Annotated in this window: 14 protein-coding genes; 9 read left to right on the top strand and 5 right to left on the bottom strand. The window is 43.8% G+C overall.

Annotated features, from left to right (window positions below):
• Nucleotides 1–90 precede the first annotated feature (90 nt).
• Together GYY70_RS10750 and gyrA are read right to left on the bottom strand one after the other, a co-directional pair.
• Complete coding sequence (locus tag GYY70_RS10750; protein WP_078475503.1) at nucleotides 91–288, bottom strand: (2Fe-2S)-binding protein; 198 nt, start codon at nucleotides 286–288, stop codon at nucleotides 91–93.
• Nucleotides 289–456: 168 nt separating this feature from the next.
• On the bottom strand, nucleotides 457–3060 hold the full coding sequence (gyrA, locus tag GYY70_RS10745; RefSeq protein WP_174832361.1) for a DNA gyrase subunit A: 2604 nt from the start codon (nucleotides 3058–3060) through the stop codon (nucleotides 457–459).
• 420 nt (nucleotides 3061–3480) lie between these two features.
• On the opposite strand from gyrA, the gene earP reads away from it, so the two are divergent.
• The 5 genes from earP to GYY70_RS10720 all read left to right on the top strand — a co-directional run bounded on the left by earP (nucleotide 3481) and on the right by GYY70_RS10720 (nucleotide 8556).
• Entirely contained in the window at nucleotides 3481–4677 is a 1197-nt protein-coding gene (gene earP / locus GYY70_RS10740; RefSeq protein ID WP_238791949.1) for an elongation factor P maturation arginine rhamnosyltransferase EarP, read from the top strand.
• Nucleotides 4678–4720: 43 nt separating this feature from the next.
• On the top strand, nucleotides 4721–5281 hold the full coding sequence (gene efp, locus GYY70_RS10735; RefSeq protein WP_025331610.1) for an elongation factor P: 561 nt from the start codon (nucleotides 4721–4723) through the stop codon (nucleotides 5279–5281).
• Between the two features lie 139 nt (nucleotides 5282–5420).
• Entirely contained in the window at nucleotides 5421–6806 is a 1386-nt protein-coding gene (locus GYY70_RS10730) for an MATE family efflux transporter (RefSeq protein WP_037394777.1), read from the top strand.
• Entirely contained in the window at nucleotides 6803–7852 is a 1050-nt protein-coding gene (murB, locus tag GYY70_RS10725) for a UDP-N-acetylmuramate dehydrogenase (RefSeq protein WP_174832360.1), read from the top strand. Before GYY70_RS10730 ends, murB begins: the two co-directional genes overlap by 4 nt.
• Nucleotides 7853–7902: 50 nt before the next feature.
• Nucleotides 7903–8556, top strand: coding sequence for a TetR/AcrR family transcriptional regulator (locus GYY70_RS10720; RefSeq protein WP_096765862.1), 654 nt, complete (start codon nucleotides 7903–7905; stop codon nucleotides 8554–8556).
• A 274-nt stretch (nucleotides 8557–8830) separates the two neighbouring features.
• Here the strand turns inward: GYY70_RS10720 and GYY70_RS10715 are convergent, their stop codons facing one another.
• Entirely contained in the window at nucleotides 8831–9835 is a 1005-nt protein-coding gene (locus tag GYY70_RS10715; protein ID WP_078475508.1) for an MBL fold metallo-hydrolase, read from the bottom strand.
• 257 nt (nucleotides 9836–10092) lie between these two features.
• Between GYY70_RS10715 and GYY70_RS10710 the strand changes: the two genes are divergently transcribed.
• Entirely contained in the window at nucleotides 10093–11508 is a 1416-nt protein-coding gene (locus GYY70_RS10710) for a hypothetical protein (RefSeq protein WP_174832359.1), read from the top strand.
• Nucleotides 11509–11707: 199 nt separating this feature from the next.
• Here GYY70_RS10710 and GYY70_RS10705 read toward each other — a convergent pair whose 3' ends face one another.
• Nucleotides 11708–12568, bottom strand: a complete 861-nt coding sequence (locus GYY70_RS10705) for a serine/threonine protein kinase (protein WP_143555298.1) — start codon at nucleotides 12566–12568, stop codon at nucleotides 11708–11710.
• A gap of 507 nt (nucleotides 12569–13075) precedes the next feature.
• Between GYY70_RS10705 and pta the strand changes: the two genes are divergently transcribed.
• Nucleotides 13076–14773: a phosphate acetyltransferase gene (gene pta, locus GYY70_RS10700; RefSeq protein ID WP_174832358.1), complete on the top strand. Its 1698-nt coding sequence runs from the start codon at nucleotides 13076–13078 to the stop codon at nucleotides 14771–14773.
• 817 nt (nucleotides 14774–15590) lie between these two features.
• On the opposite strand, the gene GYY70_RS10695 is transcribed toward pta, so the two are convergent.
• The gene (locus tag GYY70_RS10695) at nucleotides 15591–15863 is read right to left on the bottom strand and encodes a DUF3079 domain-containing protein (protein WP_025331601.1); all 273 of its coding nucleotides are present in this window, start codon (nucleotides 15861–15863) and stop codon (nucleotides 15591–15593) included.
• A 169-nt stretch (nucleotides 15864–16032) separates the two neighbouring features.
• On the opposite strand from GYY70_RS10695, the gene GYY70_RS10690 reads away from it, so the two are divergent.
• Nucleotides 16033–17148, top strand: coding sequence for an FAD-dependent oxidoreductase (locus GYY70_RS10690; protein ID WP_174832357.1), 1116 nt, complete (start codon nucleotides 16033–16035; stop codon nucleotides 17146–17148).
• On the top strand, nucleotides 17148–17342 hold the full coding sequence (gene thiS / locus GYY70_RS10685) for a sulfur carrier protein ThiS (protein WP_037394784.1): 195 nt from the start codon (nucleotides 17148–17150) through the stop codon (nucleotides 17340–17342). The genes GYY70_RS10690 and thiS overlap by 1 nt, the downstream gene beginning before the upstream one ends.
• Nucleotides 17343–17613: the final 271 nt, after the last annotated feature.

The following is a 17613-nucleotide window of genomic DNA, read 5'->3' as shown; positions in this document are numbered from 1 at the left end:
TTTAGTTAAAAGATAAAAATATGAAATGGTTGATAAATAAGAATGCAGTAAAGAAAATAACGGTTAATTATTCGTATGAGTATTAAATTTTTATGTGTTATCCGCTTTGGTGCAATTAATCTGACGATCCTGATGGCAGGACAGGAATGAGCTGGCTAAATCAGCACAGCAGCCACAACAAGTGGCTACACCAAGCTGAGCCTGTAAATCAGTGAGACTTGAGGCGCCGGCAGCAACAGTTTCTTTTATCTGGCGATCAGTAATGGCATTGCACAGACAAACGTACATGTTTTGTCCTTTGTGTGTGTTTGGTTTCTTTTGTGGGTAAAGATGATAGTGGATTTCATTATTATTATCAAGTAGTGGATTTTATGCTGTCTGAAAGCTGATTATGTTTATACCGGTAAAAAATAAAGCCGACTGGGAAAGTCGGCTTTATGCTTTTAAATGTCGGAATTAAGCTTCTGGTGTATCCAGTATATCTACTTCGTTATCGCTGTTTTCTTCTGCTTCAGCAATACGTTCCAGACTGACCAGTTTTTCACCTTCATCCAGATTAATCAGTTTAACACCGGCAGCGGCACGACCGGTAGAACGGATCTGATCGACTTTGGTACGAATCAGTACACCGCCACTGGTAATCAGCATCAGGTCGTCGCTATCGGCTACGAGTGTAGCGGCTACCAGGTCACCATTACGTTCACCGGTATCGATGGCAATTACGCCCTGAGTACCACGGCCGGAACGCCGGTAGTCATCAACAGCAGTGCGTTTACCAAAGCCGTTGGCTGTGGCGGTCAGTACCAGTTTGTCGCTATCTTCTTCAGCATCATAGGCCAGCAGGCTGATTACCTGGTTATTTTCAGCCAGTTTCATGCCGCGTACACCGCGGGCACTGCGTCCCATCGGACGAACATTGTCTTCACTGAAACGGACTGCTTTACCACCATTGGAAAACAGCATGATGTCGTGTTTACCGGCAGTTTTAACCGCACCAATCAGATGGTCACCTTCATCCAGTCCGAGGGCGATAATGCCGGCTGAGCGTGGACGTGAAAAATCGATTAGTGAGGTTTTCTTAACGATACCCTGTTCAGTACACATAAAGACGTATTCATTTTCGCTGAATTCACGTACTGGCAGAATGGTGTTAATTTTTTCACCTTCTTCAAGCTGAATCAGGTTGTTAACCGGCCGCCCACGGCTGTTGCGGCCGCCTTCAGGCAGTTTGTATACTTTAATCCAGTGGCATTTACCCAGGCTGGTGAAACACAGCAGGTAGTCGTGTGTATTGGCGATAAACAGAGTTTCAATAAAGTCTTCATCTTTGGTGGCCGTTGCTTGTTTACCACGACCGCCACGCCGTTGTGCCTGATAGTCATCTGCCTGCTGGGTTTTGATATAGCCGCCGTGAGTCAGTGTAACCACCATGTCACGTTTCGGTATCAGGTCTTCATCGGCAATGTCGCCACCAAAAGTGTTGATTTCGCTGCGACGTTCATCTCCGAATTGTTGCTGGATGGCGGTCAGCTCATCATGAATAATCTGGTTGATACGAGCCGGTTTGGCAAGAATATCAAGTAAGTCGACAATATTATCAAGGATAGTTTTGTATTCATCGACAATTTTATCCTGTTCCAAACCGGTAAGACGTTGCAGACGCATTTCGAGAATGGCCTGTGCCTGCGCGTCGGAAAGGAAATAGCCCTCAGCACTCAGACCGGTATTTTCCGGTAAATTCTGAGGCTTGATCAATTTTGCATCAATATCGCTGCGTACGAGCATGTTTTTAACCAGATCAGGACGCCATGCCCGTGAGGTTAAAGCGATTTTGGCTTCTGAAGGGGTAGGAGATGATTTAATCAGGGCAATGATTTCATCGACATTAGACAGAGCTACTGCCAGACCTTCGAGCAAGTGACCGCGTTCACGTGCTTTACGCAGATTAAACATGGTACGTCGGGTAACAACTTCGCGACGGTGACGCAGAAATTCATTCAGAATCTGTTTCAGGTTCAGCAGGCGCGGCTGACCGTCTACCAGAGCCACCATATTGATGCCGAAACTGTCCTGAAGCTGAGTTAATTTATACAGCTGATTAAGAACAACTTCGCTATTTTCATTGCGTTTGAGCTCGATAACCACACGCATGCCGGATCTGTCCGACTCGTCGCGCAGGTCTGAAATACCTTCGAGAATTTTATTGCGTACCAGTTCGCCGATTTTTTCAACTAGTCTGGCTTTGTTTACCTGATACGGAATTTCATCAATGATGATTGCTTCGCGTTCATCATGATGTCCGATAGGTTCGATATGGGTTTTACCACGAATAATGACGCGACCGCGACCGGTACGATAACCCTCACGTACGCCTGAAAGTCCGTAAATAATACCGCCAGTCGGAAAATCCGGGGCAGGAATCAGATCGATAAGCTCGTCAATACTGAGGTTTTCATTAGCCAGCAGAGCTTTGGCACCGCCTATTACTTCGTTAATATTGTGCGGCGGAATGTTGGTAGCCATACCGACGGCAATACCGGAAGAACCATTAATCAGTAATGTCGGAATACGTGTTGGCAATACCGCCGGCTCTTGTTCTTTGCCGTCATAATTCGGGACAAAATCAACAGTTTCCTGTTCGATATCAGCCATTAGCTCATGCGCAATTCTTGTCATGCGGATTTCGGTATACCGCATAGCAGCTGCACTGTCACCATCAACGGAACCGAAATTACCTTGTCCGTCGACCAGCAGATAACGCATGGAGAAATCCTGCGCCAGACGTACGATAGTATCGTAAACCGCTGTATCGCCGTGCGGATGGTATTTACCAATAACATCGCCGACAATGCGCGCAGATTTTTTGTAAGGCCGGTTCCAGTCGTTATTCGCTTCGTTCATTGCATACAGCACACGACGATGAACCGGTTTCAGCCCATCGCGTACATCAGGAAGAGCACGTCCTACAATCACGCTCATGGCGTAATCCAGATAGGAACTGCGCATTTCATCTTCAAGTGATACTGCTATGGTTTCTTTGGCAAAAAGTGCATCAGACATAATGGCTTTACTACTTTAGAGAGCATGGTTTATTTTACCATAATGGTAATTAGTTTCTGATTATTTTTCATGGCGCAGATGATCTGGCATAAAAAACCTTGTTGTTAAAGGGGTTAAAGATATGCTCACAATATTTGTGGATAAATCTGTGGAAAATGAAAGATGAGCGTGCATAATTGCCTATAAATCAAGACTTGGATGTGCTTGCTTAAAAAATAAGCCTTAAAATAAAATTGTTTAAAAACAAATATATATAAAAATAAGATGCATGTGCGCAGCTATTTTTGCTTTTTATAGGGTTCAGTATGTGTTGCTTAATTCATGTGGATAAAATCAGTTTGTCAAGTCTGTTTTATGGTTGACAAAAGGATAAATGGTGAGAATGTGTGAGTAAGTTGTGCTGTCTGTAAGGAAATTTTAATGCATGTTTTAAATTTACCTGAAACTATGCTGTCGGATGAGTCTATGGCAGAGGCATGGGTATTTGTACGGGTAATTGATAATTATGGTGATGCGGGCGTAGGCTGGCGGCTAAGCTGTCTGCTGGCTGAATATCTGCACATGCATGTGCGTTTGTGGATTGATGATACTGATGCACTTAATAAGCTAGTGCCGGCACCGGAAAAACAGGCACGGATTACTATCGAAGCATGGCAGGGCGATGTCATGATGCAGCAACAGCTGTCTGCTGCTGCCGATCCGGTATTGGTAATAGAAACGTTTGGTTGTGAGCTCCCGCCTCAGGTATTGGAAAGAATGAGGCAGTGCCGGCCATTGTGGCTGAACTGGGAGTATCTTACTGCCGAAGACTGGGCGGTTGGTTTACATGCTATGTCATCGTTGCAGCCTAATGGTCTGGAAAAGTATTTCTGGTTTATGGGTATTGATGCGGACAGTGGCGGTTTGTTACGGGAACCGGATTATCTGGCTGAGCGGGAAAAATTCAGACAACAGCCGAAGCTTCAGCAGGCATTCAGGCAGGAATATGGTTTGCCGTTACAGCATACAGGGCAGTTATGGCTGGTATTTGCTTATACTTCCGGTCAGTGGGCACAATGGATGGCTATGTGGCAGGAGGCGGATACGCCGGTAACGTTGTGGCTCGCCGGCGGACAGGTCATTGAAAGTTTACGTGTGGCAAAATTAATTGCACCGGAGGAGCTACAGCAGGAAGGGGATATCTGTGAGCTGGGGAACGTGACGCTGGTACGTATTCCGTTTGTGCCACAGGCAGCCTTTGACCGTTTGCTGTGGCTGGCAGAAGCGGCTATTGTGCGCGGTGAAGACAGCTTTGTCCGGGCATTATGGGCAGGATTACCGTTTTTCTGGCATATTTACCGTCAGGATGATGATGTCCATCTGCAAAAGCTGCATTCATTCTGGTTTAAGGCGATGCAAGGCTGGCCGACAGAGCTCAGACAGGCGTTTACTGTTTTGTCGGATGATCTGAACGGAGCAGGGGCTGTGAGTTCGTTAAAACGTGAACAGGCATGGCAGTATTTGTGCGCGCATTGGCAAAGTTGGGTAAAATCAGCCGCTGCGTGGTCAGAAATGCTGCATGGGCAGGACAATGCGCTGGAAAAACTAGCCAGATTCAGCCATCTTCCGCTAAAATAATATACTTATTATTTGCTGAACATTTTTGGAAGTTAGATTAAAGATGAAAACCGCACAAGAATTGCGCCCGGGTAATGTATTTATGGTGGGCAATGATCCGATGGTGGTGCAGAAGTCCGAATACAATAAATCCGGTCGTAATGCTGCCGTGGTAAAAATGAAATTGAAAAACCTGTTGACTGGTGCTGCTACAGAAACGGTTTATAAAGCCGATGAGAAATTTGATGTGGTAGTGCTGGATCGCAAACAGTGCACTTACAGCTATTTTGCTGATCCGATGTATGTTTTCATGGATGATGAATTCAATCAGTATGAAGTGGAAGCAGAAAACATCGGCGATGCCATCAAGTTTATTGTAGACGGCATGGAAGAAAAATGCGAAGTAACGTTCTATGACGGTCGCGCTATTTCTGTAGAACTGCCTACTATTATCGTGCGTGAAGTGGAATATACTGAACCGGCAGTAAAAGGTGACACTTCTGGCAAAGTAATGAAAAATGCACGTTTGGTAGGTGGTGCCGAGATTCAGGTAGCTGCTTATATTGAAAATGGCGATAAAGTGGAAATTGATTCACGTACTTTTGAATTCCGTAAACGCGCTTAATTGATTTTCTTGCTGGCAGGCTGTCTGAATGATTTCAGGCAGCCTGTTTTATTGTTGGCATCGCAGCAGTAAACTGCCTGATGAATGTGATGATTTACGGTATTTTGTTGTTTGTATTGTTTAATTTTGTAGGTGAAACATGTTGTTTGAACTGAATCAGCACGGCCGGGGCGAGTTGCTGGCTGAATGTCGCAGATTGCTGCGGCTGGCGTTGCCGATTCTTATTGCACAGGTAGCGCAGGTAGGTGTAGGCGTAGTCGATACTGTAATGGCCGGTCATGCCAGTGCCAACGACCTGGCTGGCGTGGCTCTGGGTTCGAATGTATTTATTACGCTGTATATTACTTTTCTGGGAGTGATGACGGCATTACAGCCGATACTGGCACAGTTATACGGTGCCGGTAAAACAACGGAAATCGGAGAACAGGGACGGCAGGGGATATGGTTCGGACTGTTTCTCGGTGTTCTGGGTATGCTGTTACTGTGGGCAATGATTATACCAATGCAGCACTGGCTGAATATGGGTGCATATGTGGATGCAGTATTTGGTCAGTTTGTGTTCTATATTGCACTGGGTATGCCGGCAGCGATGATTCACCGGGCATTTTATGCTTTTGCCTCTTCTTTAAACCGCCCCAAACCTATTATGGTGGTGAGTCTGATTGCACTATTGCTGAATATTCCGCTTAATTATATTTTTGTCTACGGAAAATTCGGGATGCCGCAGATGGGAGGAGCCGGCTGTGGTCTGGCCTCAGCTATCTGTTTCTGGCTGAATGCCATTGCATTAGGCATATATATTATACGGCAGCGGTATTTTGCACCTTTTGCTTTGTTCGCGCGCTTTGAGTGGCCGCGCTGGCGTACACAGGCTTCTTTGTTGCGTCTGGGTATTCCGATCGGAATGTCGTTTTTTCTGGAAGTGAGTCTGTTTACTTTTATTAGTTTGCTGATTGCCCGTTTCGGGGTCACTCAGGTGGCAGCGCAACAGGTGGTAATCAGTATTACTTCTTTAATTTATATGTTGCCGCAAAGTGTGGGCATTGCGCTGGCTGTATGTGTGGGTCAGGCAGTCGGAGCACGTAACTGGCAGCGTGCCCGCTTTGTTTCCGGAGTGGGGTTGTGTATGGGTCTGCTTGGTGCCTGCTTTACCGGGGTAATGCTGCTGCTGTTCCGGCATTTCTGGGTAGGCTTATATACAGCTGATCAGGAAGTGATTTTACTCGGCGGTACGCTGTTGATTTTTGCAGCAGTTTTCCAGTTGTCTGATGCAACACAGACAATTGCTTCTTATGCCTTGCGCGGCTATAAGCTGACTAAGATTCCGATGGTGATTCATGCATTCAGTTTCTGGGGGCTGGGTCTGGGTTTCGGCTGTCTGTTTGGTTTGTATTTCGGTATGGCGCTTTATGGTTTCTGGCTGGCTCTGGTGCTGGCATTGACAGGTGCGGCTGTGGCACTGGTGTGGTATCTGCACCGGAAAAGTGAAAAATTTATGCTGACAGATGCAGAAGGCAAATCATGATAAGTGTGATTGAACATGCAGATTTACAGCCGCTAAATACTTTTGCTCTGCCAGTACGGGCACGCTGGCTGGTCACATTAACGAATACTGAACAGTTGCCGGATATTCTGGCACTGCCTCAGTTTGAACGGCAAAGTGTGCTGTGGCTGGGTGGTGGGAGTAATATTCTGTTTTGTGCGGATTATCCGGCACTGGTGGTGCGTATGGCCAATCGTGGTATCAGGCTGGTGGCGGATGATGGTGAACAGGTTATCGTCGAAGCTGCGGCCGGTGAAAACTGGCATGAATTTGTTCAGTACACGCTGGAGCAGGGCTGGTGCGGCCTGGAAAATCTGAGTCTGATTCCGGGTACAGTAGGGGCGGCACCTGTACAGAATATCGGCGCTTATGGTGTTGAAGTACAATCCTGTATTGAGGCTGTACAATGTTTTGATCTTGAAAGTCAGCAACTGTGCTGGCTTAGCCGGAATGAATGCAGCTTTGCTTACCGGGACAGTGTATTTAAGCATGAACGGCAAGGGCGTTATGTCATTGTGGCGGTACGGGTTGTATTATTCCGCAGTTTTACACCACAACTGCATTATGGTGATTTAGCTCAGGTGGCCACAGAGCTGGCACAGGGGCAGCCTTTAACCGCCAGTATCGTTGCACAGGCAGTGTGCCGTATCCGCCGGCAGAAGCTGCCTGATCCGCGAGTGCTTGGCAGTGCCGGTAGTTTTTTTAAAAATCCTGTTGTGGCGGCTGAACTGGCAGAAAGCCTATTAAAACAATATCCGACTTTGCCGCATTATCCACAGCCTGACGGGCAGGTAAAGCTGGCAGCAGGCTGGATGATAGACCAGTGCGGCCTGAAAGGCTATCAGCTTGGCGGTGCGGCAGTTCATGAGAAGCAGGCTTTGGTACTGGTTAATAAAAAACAGGCCAGCGCGGCCGATGTAGTTGCTCTGGCTAAGTATGTTCGTAACTGTGTAGCACAGCATTTTCAGGTATTGCTCGAACCGGAACCGGTCTGGCTGCCGGAAATTTTGCCGCATGCGGCTGGTTAAGAGAATATCTGTATGCTTTGCTCGGTGATAAACTGCATAATCAGAAAGAAATTAATATGGTGAAAGAATCACGCCCCAATACGTATAACCGCATTATTGATGCCAGTCTGAAACTGTTTAATGAAGAGGGTGAACGCAACATCAGTACTAATCATATTGCTTCTTTTCTGGGCATCAGTCCGGGCAATCTTTATTATCATTTTCGTAATAAAGATGAAATTATTATGCAGTTATTCAAGCGCTACAGTGAGAAATTGCTGTGTTATCTGCAGCAGGTCAGTCCGCCACAGGACACAGAAGCGATTAAGAACTATATGCTTGGTGTTTATGATGTAATGTGGCAATACCGTTTTTTATTCAGTGATTTAAATGCAATGCTTTCACGCAGTGCCGAATTATTGGGTGAACACAATAATTTCACCCGGGTTCGTGTATCACCGCTACTGCAAAATCTCTTGCAGCAACTGACTGATATTGGTTTTATACAAACAGACGAAGTTGCCCGCAAGGAAATGGCGGTGAATATTTGGCTGATAACCAAATACTGGTGTGATTATGACAGTGCTTTGTATGAACGCAAACTGACTGAAGCTTCTAAATTTCGTGGTACTCACCAGACTCTGACTTTGTTACGACCTTATGTTGCCCCTGCCTACCGGGAAGAGTTTAGTCGCATGATGAATGATTTGCGTAATCAGGTGTGAAAATAAAAATAAATAAAAGTGGTTTAGCTTAAATAGAATTTTTAATGCGATAGTTTTTATCAGTATTCATTTGTTCAAATTAAGAAAGCATACTATTTTTGCATGTATATTTATAAAGTTGCACTGATTACTACGGCAATCAATTGGTCAGTCAGTATTTCAGGTGTAGCAGACTGAAATTTAAATAAAATTAAAGATAATATTTTTTATTTTGCAATCTGTGAGTTCTGTTCGGAACGATTGCTGGGTATGAAATTTCTTATTATTGTTTAATTTAATCAGGAATGGGACGGCTGGCTCCCATTTTGATACTTTCAAAACGGCTGTTGTCCAGCTGCTGTTGTGCACAGGCCTGAGCTAATAGCTGTGGTGGTTCATCTATGGGTTCATCTGCCAGTTCAAATGCACCCCAGTGCATGCCAACTGCCTGACGGCATTGTAGTATTTGAAAAATTGTTACTGCCTGATAAGGATCTATGTGCTGATTATGCATAAACCAGCGGGGTGCATAAGCTCCTGTCTGGATTGCAGCCATGTCTATTGGGGCAAATCGCTCGGCAATCTGCCGGAACATAATCTCGCTGAAACCGGTATCTCCGCTGAAATAGGTAGTACTTCCCGCGGCTGTCTGCATTATCCAGCCACACCACAGAGTATGATTACGGTCGAAAATGCCGCGCTGGCTCCAGTGATGTGCCGGTACAGCATGAAATCGGATATCTTTAATCGTCACCTGTTCCCACCAGTCCAGTTCAATGACATTACGTACGCCCATACGTTCCAGTTTATTTTTCAAACCTAGGGGAACAACGGCAGTGATGGACGGAAAACGTTCGGCTAACTGGCGGATACTTGCCTTATCCAGATGATCGTAATGGTTGTGTGACAGTGCGATAACATCCACTGAAGGCAGTTGGGCAATACTGGCTGCAGGCTGAGTACGGCGTTTGGGGCCGGCAAATGTTACTGGTGATACCCGCTGTGAAAATACCGGATCGGTAATAATGGTACATTGCTGTAAACGTATGAGCAGTGTGGCATGGCTGATCCACCACAGCCGGTTGCCGCTCAGTGTAAAGTCCGGTTTCTGATACCAGTCGCGTGCAAAATGCTCATATCCGTTTTGCGGTGGTTTAGGCAGATGATGGATATGCCTTTCCCAGTTCCAGCGATAGACTTCCAGGGGTTTGATGACTGTAGGTTCCAGATTGCAGAAACCATAAGGTGTATGATGACTTTTAGCCGGATTGTAATATGGGTTTCTTTTCTTAAATAGCATTATCTGTTGTCTTTAGCTGATACAGCTACGGCAATATATTATCAGTTTAAATGTTTTAATGCTGTTTGCAGTTTCTATTTTAACTTAATTATAAATCATTCAGGTAGATATACCGAAATTGCGACGGTGGGATGATGTTATGCACAGAATGAAATCAGGATAAAAGTAAAGGCATTTGTCCGTTTTGTTAACGGGTGTTAATATGCGCCTTTTGTATTTAATCATGCGCCTGTTTTCGCGCCTCTGGAGATCGATAAATGAAAAAAATTCTACTGGTTTTTTTATGTCTGTTGCTGGCAAGCTGTACATTACCGGTTAAACCAGAGGACAAGTTCAAAACCGGCGATTATGTAGGCGGAGTGAAAGTTCTGGCTAATAATTTCAACGCTAAGGCTAAGAAGCTTGAGCAAAAAAATAAGCCATGGAAGGACAAGGATATTCTGTATTTGCAGGTTACTGTTAGCGGTTTAGTGGAAATGGCGCAAAAAAATATTAAACAGGCTGCCGTTTCTGATTATGACTTACGGATTAAAAGCTATCAGCTGTTACTGGCGATGAAAACTGAGCTGGCAGATAAAAGTTACAGCACTTATATTGAAAAATATTTAAGTCTGTATACAGTAGATGGTCTGAAAGAATCTCTAGCTATACAGTTTTATCAGCAGGCTAATGAAATTGTAGCTTCAAACAGTGCAGATTATTTGCGCAAGGCTAAATTATACCGTCAGGGCTATGAGTATTTTAATTATAAGGATATTAAAAAACGCGCTGATGATAATCAGAACATGTATTATAAAACTGCTGCTCAGGAATATTACACTGAAGCACAGGCTAATGTTAGAGACAAAAATTATAAAGAGGCAGCGAATAATTTTCGCAAAGCTCATGATGTTTATCTGCCTTTGGGCAATTATAAGGACAGTGCCAAATTAGCTGCTATTTATGAAAAAAAATGGCGTACTGCTGAAGCGGAAAGTCACTATCAGGAAGCGCAGGGTATTGTGCGCAAAGCAAGACTACTGAGTGAATACCGGCAGGCAGCGGCTTTGTTCCGTGCGGCCAGTGATGTGTATAGTCCTTATGGTAACACCTATAAAGATTCTACCAGACAGGCAGGTGTATATGAACAAAAAGGACAGGTACAGATATTTATCCGTGGAAATGACTATCTGGCCTACCAGATACGTTCCATACTCCAGGCAAGCTATGTCAGCTTTGTAAACAGCCCTGGATCGGCTAATCTGGTGATTGATGTAAATATGACCCGCGGTCATTTTCAGCAGTATAAGGATAATATTGAGACCAATGATAAATATGAAAATCTGAAAGTGGGTACAAAAAAGGTAGCTGATGAAAATGGTAATATGGTTGAGCAATCTGTTTATGAAGATTTTTATTTCAAACAATATAGTGTGAAGACGATTAATGAAGCGGTGATGAATGCTGAAGTGCATACTAGCGGACTATATGAATTAAACCGCAGCTATAGAGGAAAAAGTACTTCATCGCAAACTTATTACTGGTTTGACGGACATGTTCCCAGAAAATACACAGCATTTACAGAAGGTACATTGCTTAGTCGTGAAGAGCAGTTTAGTGAGGCACGTAGTAATCTGTGGTATCAGATGCGCGGAGACTTTACTGAAATGAGCAGAGCATTGGCAAATCTATAGTTGTTTAAAAACTATTTTTAATTATCAGACAACTGGAAATACATACGTAACAATTTTGTGATCAGGAAATTTCCGGATCGGTATCTGATGATTAAAAGATACTTATGTAAGAACAAAACCTGAATGGCTAATAAAGCCATTCAGGTTTTGTTTTAGAAACTGGTTTGAACAGTTTATTGAAACTAATGTCTAGTTTGAACTATTTAGGATTAAAAGCATAAACAGTACCATCCTGCCATGTACCTATGTAGTAGCGATTATGATGTAAAGCCAACGCTACTGCCCCCGGTAAAGAGGTAACTAATTTACGTACTGTGCGGGTTTTAATATCAACTGTGCGAACCATATCAGCGCCATTATCAATCACGGCAACCATATTCGGCGAAACGGTGACAATACCTACTCCCGGCCGGGTGAAATCTTTACCCAGCTCTGTTTGCTGACCATCCGGGCTGATTAGGGTCAGGCGGCCGCTATACTGGGAAACTACCAGACTGTTATCGGGTAACTGTGTTACTCCAACGGGTGTGGATAGGCCGCGTGCAATAATTTCTTTGCGACCGTTATTTAAATCAAGAGCCACAATTTCTCCGGTGGAACGGTTGGTAATCAGTAATTTTCCCGAATTGGAAAAAGCAATACCTGTCGGGGTATGGTAGCCATCAGAAATTTTTTCAGCTTTGCCGTCAGCAGTTATTTTGAGAATATAATCATCGCTGTATGATGATACGTAAATATTATCTTTTGCATCAATTACAATACCGGCAGGAGAGGAAATATTGGAATAAATAGTTTTACGCTCACCGTTGGCGGTTATTTTAGTGATTGAATTGCCAGACCAGTTGGTAACATACATGGCATCTGAGCTATCAAAAGCAATGCCTGTGGGCGCATCAAAAGAAGCTGCTACGGTGGTTAATCCGGCAGTATTATCTGCTGATGTTTTAGATGCAGTTGCTCCGGTTGTTGAGCTGACCATATTACTCCTTCCGTATAAATATAAAGTACATAAAGCAAGACAAGCAAAAACAATGGTATATAAGGAGAGTTTTTTCATCATGAGTATCCTGCTAAAAGTTAAATCAGAAATAAATGATTAATAGTTTGTCATAATCATGCTCTGAAAGTGATGTACATAAATGATGCATGGATAGAACCTATCAAAAGCGTACACAAAAAACAGAAAGTACAGAAATACGAAATCAGCGATATAAAATAAATATCAGCGAAGGAACTCAGCGATAGCAACAATAGGCATCTATGCAGTGTTATTGATAAATTTTTATTAGCTGAAAATCCATTTTACAGATATGGATGATTCTCTTTAGTTTAAGCTAATGTTTAATATGACATTTTAATAATAGAAATTAACGGTACTATGCTGGTAATGATTATGCTGCTCATTGCTTAAAAATTGGTAACAGGCTGTGATATCCGGCTGGCTTATGTTTTTTCATGCAAAAGTTGATGTAACTTATAATATAGCGCAGCGAAGTAAATTATAATCGTTAGCGATAAGATAAGTGCAGTATTTGCTGCTAGTGTAATTTAAATGAAAGGGATGTTTATGTCACAATTTTTGCTGGTGCCGACAGGAACTCAGACAAATATAACTGCTGTAGGTTTGGGCGTGGCGCAGGTATTTGTACAAACAGGCCATGTGCCTTTGTACTTTAAACCAATTGCTGAAGATGTGGCTAAGGATAATACATCTGAACTTGTACAGGCTGTCTTGAATCAGAAATTACCGGTACCGCAGTCGCTGAGCAACCTGGATGAACGTGTATATCAGGGACAGGCAGATGATGTAGTAGAAGAATTTGTTGCTGCTTTCCACGAGATGGACGAAATTAAACACGATGTGGTTGTTATTGAAGGTGCAATACCTGAAGCAGGCCGTACATATCTGCCGGCACAGAATGTGAAAATTGCGGCTGCACTGAATGCCCGGGTAATTCTGGTAGCAGCAGTGGCCGGTCAGACAGCAGCGGCGGTGGCTGCGCAATTAAAACTGACTTTGCATGATTATGCACACGGACATACTGAAATCAGTGGATTTATTTTAACTGCGGATGCACAGAATGTACCGTCTGCCGGTTTTGCGGCGGATGTTCAGGCTGAACTGGCTAAACATGGTAAGCAGCTGGAATGTATCGGTCTGGTTACTGTACCGGCAGATGTACAGGTTGCACAGGCACTGGAAGCTGCTAAAGCGGTAGCGGCACAATTAAATGCAGACGTGCTGGGTAGCGAACTGGCGAAACCTGTAGCAACACATCTGGCACCAGCAGCGTTTCGCTATCAGATGATGGCACGTGCCCGTGCGGCGAATAAACGCATTGTTCTGCCTGAAGGCAATGAACCTCGTACTATTGCTGCGGCTGCAATTTGTGAAAATAAAGGTATCGCCCGTTGTGTGCTGCTGGCCAAAAAAGCAGAAGTGGAAGCAGTGGCTCAGGCTAAAGGCATCACTTTGCCTGCATCTCTGGAAATTATTGATCCTGACAGTATCCGTGAACGTTATATTGCTCCAATGGTAGAACTGAGAAAGAGCAAGGGTCTGACATCGGAACAGGCTGCTGAACAGTTACAGGATACGGTAGTTCTGGGCACAATGATGCTGGCTACCGGTGATGTAGACGGTCTGGTATCCGGTGCTGTACATACAACAGCCAATACTATTCGTCCGGCTTTGCAGCTGATTAAAACTGCGCCGGGGGCCAGTCTGGTATCCAGTGTATTCTTTATGCTGATGCCGGATCAGGTTCTGGTATATGGTGACTGTGCTGTTAATCCGAATCCTACAGCCGAACAGCTGGCTGATATTGCTATTCAGTCTGCCGATTCTGCTAAAGCATTCGGTATTGAACCCAAAGTAGCAATGATTTCATATTCTACTGGCTCATCCGGCAGTGGTCCTGATGTTGAAACTGTTACCGCAGCGACCAAACTGGCACAGCAAAAACGTCCTGATTTACATATTGACGGTCCTTTACAATATGATGCTGCCAGCGTACCAAGTGTGGGCAAACAGAAAGCACCGGACAGCAAAGTAGCCGGTCAGGCAACTGTATTTGTATTCCCTGATCTGAATACGGGTAACACTACATACAAAGCAGTACAGCGCAGTGCACATGTACTGAGTGTCGGTCCGATGTTGCAGGGTCTGAATAAACCGGTAAATGATTTGTCACGTGGTGCCTTGATTGAAGATATTGTGTATACCATTGCACTGACGGCAATTCAGGCAGTACAGATGAACTAGGCAAGATATTACAAGCCCGCAGGCATTGTAATTTTGTTATACAACAGGCAGATGATAGTAATATCATTTGTCTGTTTTTCATTTTTGGTAATAACTTTTAATAAATCTATTCTTTTGAGAAATATTATTTCTAATTTTAGTTATAAAAAGGTAGATTGTTGTCTTTTGGTGCTATATATTTACAAACTATTGTCAAAATTGAATTCATAAATTACAGTCTATTACACAGACGATGATCTGAAAAAAGCCAAGAATACAGAGGCATAATTTAAAGATAGAGGAAATATTACGGTATTAAATACTCGCCTGCAGATATTTGCAGGCGTTTTATTTTTATCTGCTGTTATTTTGAACTAAGAACCATTTCTGTGCGCACCTGCCGGCTTGGTTGCTGCCTGCTGCTAGTCACTATTTGCAATATTGTTTCAGGTATTGGTTTATCTGAAAGAATCAACCATTTTAAATAAATATAATATATACAGGTTTGGAATTTTACCAGAATACAGTTTTTATACTGTAATATCGTCATTCGGAATCATTCTATTGTGTATTGCACAGCCACTATTTTCTGTAATATAGATAGCGATGGTAATTTTTCCGGTCTGTTTTCAATCTTTTATCTAGTTTTCAAATATATCAATATGATTTTTAATCATAAATTTAGTTTAATGGTCAGTTCGGTTCATGCTGAATTAACTTAGCATGATGTGCACCACATGCTGCTGTGTTTCAAATTTATGAGCTGGATTAAAGAAATTGTTTTTTTGCGACATGGGTTCTGACAGGGAAGTGTATTTGCTGTTACATTAGGGACAGCTTACTTTTTTAACGCCAGTTTGATATGCGGTTTATGTGGTTTTTCTTCCGGTAAAGAGGGTTTACCGGCGGCGGCGATCTGTGCGCGCTGTGCTTCTGAAAGCAAACCAGACCAGTCTCCGTCCAGATACCATTGCTCGCCGAAATCTTCGCAGGGATGCGGAATACGGATACAGCCATTACCACATTGCAAATCATCAGCACGACAATATTTATCACAACCCCAGCAGATTCGTTCGGGATGTTTCGGATGTAACGGAAAAACCTTGGCCATGATGATGCATACTTGTGACGATTAATATGAAGTTATACCTGCTAAGATAGTTTTATTCAAGGAACGGTTAAATGAAAACCGTGTAATATTTTGTCTGGATGAGGTGCTGATGGTACCGGATGCAGACTGAAATTGAATACAGATTCTAGTCAACAAAAATGGGTGCACGATGAAACAATATGATGTTGCAGTGCTGGGAGGCGGTTTATTGGGACGTCTGACTGCCTGGTTATTGGCAGAGCAGGGTTGTAAAGTAATATTATTTAATGCCGGTAAACGTAATGGTGAAGGCGCTGCTGCTTTTGCTGCGGCAGCTATGCTGGCACCTACAGCTGAGGCAGTAGAAGCAACGCCTCTTGTGGTACAACTGGGTTATACCAGTCTGCCCATCTGGCGCCAGTGGGTGGATTCGTTTCCGACACCGGTATTTATGCAGCAAAATGGTTCATTGATTGTATGGCATCCGCAGGATCGAGCCTTAGCAAAGCAATTTACTAATCACTTGCAGCGTGCCCATCAGGATAACAGCGTCTGGCAGATATGGGATAAACAGGCAATCAGTGAGCATGAACCACAGCTGGCCGGTCGTTTTAAGCAGGGATTGTTTTTACCGACCGAGGGGCAGCTGGATAATCGCCAGACATTACTGGCTCTGGCCGATGTGCTCGAGCAAAAGCAGGTTAGCTGTCACTGGGAGCAGAGCAGTGATCTGGCTGAATGTGCCGGTCTGGCTCACTGGACGCTGGATTGCCGCGGCTATGGCGGCAAAAGTAACTGGAATAGCCATGGTCATAGCCGTCTGCGCGGGGTACGGGGAGAGGTGCTGCGGGTTTATGCGCCTGATATTGAGCTTAATCGTCCGGTACGGATATTGCATCCGCGCTATCCTATTTATATTGCACCCAAACAGAATAAGTTGTTTGTTATCGGTGCTACACAGATTGAAAGTGAAGATGACAGTAATCTGAGTGTGCGCAGCGGTCTGGAACTGATGTCTGCTTTGCATACTGTTCATTCGGCATTCGGTGAGGCGAGGATTCTGGAAAGTATGGCTGAACTGCGCCCGACACTTAATCACGAAAGCCCGGAAATACGTTATGATAAGCAAAATCATGTAGTGGCTGTAAATGGTCTGTTCCGGCACGGTTTTATGATTTCGCCGGCAGTAAGTATTGCGACAGTACGGGTATTACAGGCCTTAATGCAGCAGCAATCCATTCCGGATGCTCCGGCACGCTATCATATTGATGTTTTACCGGAAAATGACAATGGAGAAATAGATTAATGGATATTAGTGTTAATGATGATGTAATTGATTTTAATGGTAATACTGTGGCTGATCTATTGGAGCAGCTGATGCCGGAATCACCATTTGCGGTTTCGGTAAATACTTGTTTTGTATCTAAAAAACAATATTCTGTTTATCAGTTGCAGCCGCAGGATAAAGTGGATATTGTCAGACCGGTAGTGGGCGGGTAATACCCGCTGGTAGTTATGTTTTATTTTGAAAACCCTGTTTGATACAGGGTTTTTGCTTATCTGGCAACAGCCGGTTTATACCTGCCGGGAAGAATAATTTACTTTGTTTATCTATAAATGAATTGGTGATTTGAGCAGTGAAAATTCGATGAGGGGTATATGGATTTTCTGGTATACAAAATCAGTATATTGCTGATTAAACAGCTATTCAGATTTTTAAACAGTTATTTATGCTCTGCTGGAGAGATATTCGGAGGGTAAATTTACTTGA

It is taken from the genome of Snodgrassella sp. ESL0324 (genome assembly GCF_013344955.1).
In the GTDB taxonomy this organism is placed as follows: Bacteria; Pseudomonadota; Gammaproteobacteria; order Burkholderiales; family Neisseriaceae; genus Snodgrassella; species Snodgrassella alvi.
The sequence above is the reverse complement of the archived record's forward strand: the minus strand, read 5'-3'. Positions and strand labels throughout refer to the sequence as shown.

Excerpts from the sequence above, each read along its gene's own strand:
- GYY70_RS10750 (WP_078475503.1), bottom strand. The coding sequence starts at position 288 with ATGTACGTTTGTCTGTGCAATGCCATTACTGATCGCCAGATAAAAGAA.
- gyrA (WP_174832361.1), bottom strand. The coding sequence starts at position 3,060 with ATGTCTGATGCACTTTTTGCCAAAGAAACCATAGCAGTATCACTTGAA.
- earP (WP_238791949.1), top strand. The coding sequence starts at position 3,481 with ATGCATGTTTTAAATTTACCTGAAACTATGCTGTCGGATGAGTCTATG.
- efp (WP_025331610.1), top strand. The coding sequence starts at position 4,721 with ATGAAAACCGCACAAGAATTGCGCCCGGGTAATGTATTTATGGTGGGC.
- GYY70_RS10730 (WP_037394777.1), top strand. The coding sequence starts at position 5,421 with ATGTTGTTTGAACTGAATCAGCACGGCCGGGGCGAGTTGCTGGCTGAA.
- murB (WP_174832360.1), top strand. The coding sequence starts at position 6,803 with ATGATAAGTGTGATTGAACATGCAGATTTACAGCCGCTAAATACTTTT.
- GYY70_RS10715 (WP_078475508.1), bottom strand. The coding sequence starts at position 9,835 with ATGCTATTTAAGAAAAGAAACCCATATTACAATCCGGCTAAAAGTCAT.
- GYY70_RS10710 (WP_174832359.1), top strand. The coding sequence starts at position 10,093 with ATGAAAAAAATTCTACTGGTTTTTTTATGTCTGTTGCTGGCAAGCTGT.
- GYY70_RS10705 (WP_143555298.1), bottom strand. The coding sequence starts at position 12,568 with ATGATGAAAAAACTCTCCTTATATACCATTGTTTTTGCTTGTCTTGCT.
- pta (WP_174832358.1), top strand. The coding sequence starts at position 13,076 with ATGTCACAATTTTTGCTGGTGCCGACAGGAACTCAGACAAATATAACT.
- GYY70_RS10695 (WP_025331601.1), bottom strand. The coding sequence starts at position 15,863 with ATGGCCAAGGTTTTTCCGTTACATCCGAAACATCCCGAACGAATCTGC.
- GYY70_RS10690 (WP_174832357.1), top strand. The coding sequence starts at position 16,033 with ATGAAACAATATGATGTTGCAGTGCTGGGAGGCGGTTTATTGGGACGT.
- thiS (WP_037394784.1), top strand. The coding sequence starts at position 17,148 with ATGGATATTAGTGTTAATGATGATGTAATTGATTTTAATGGTAATACT.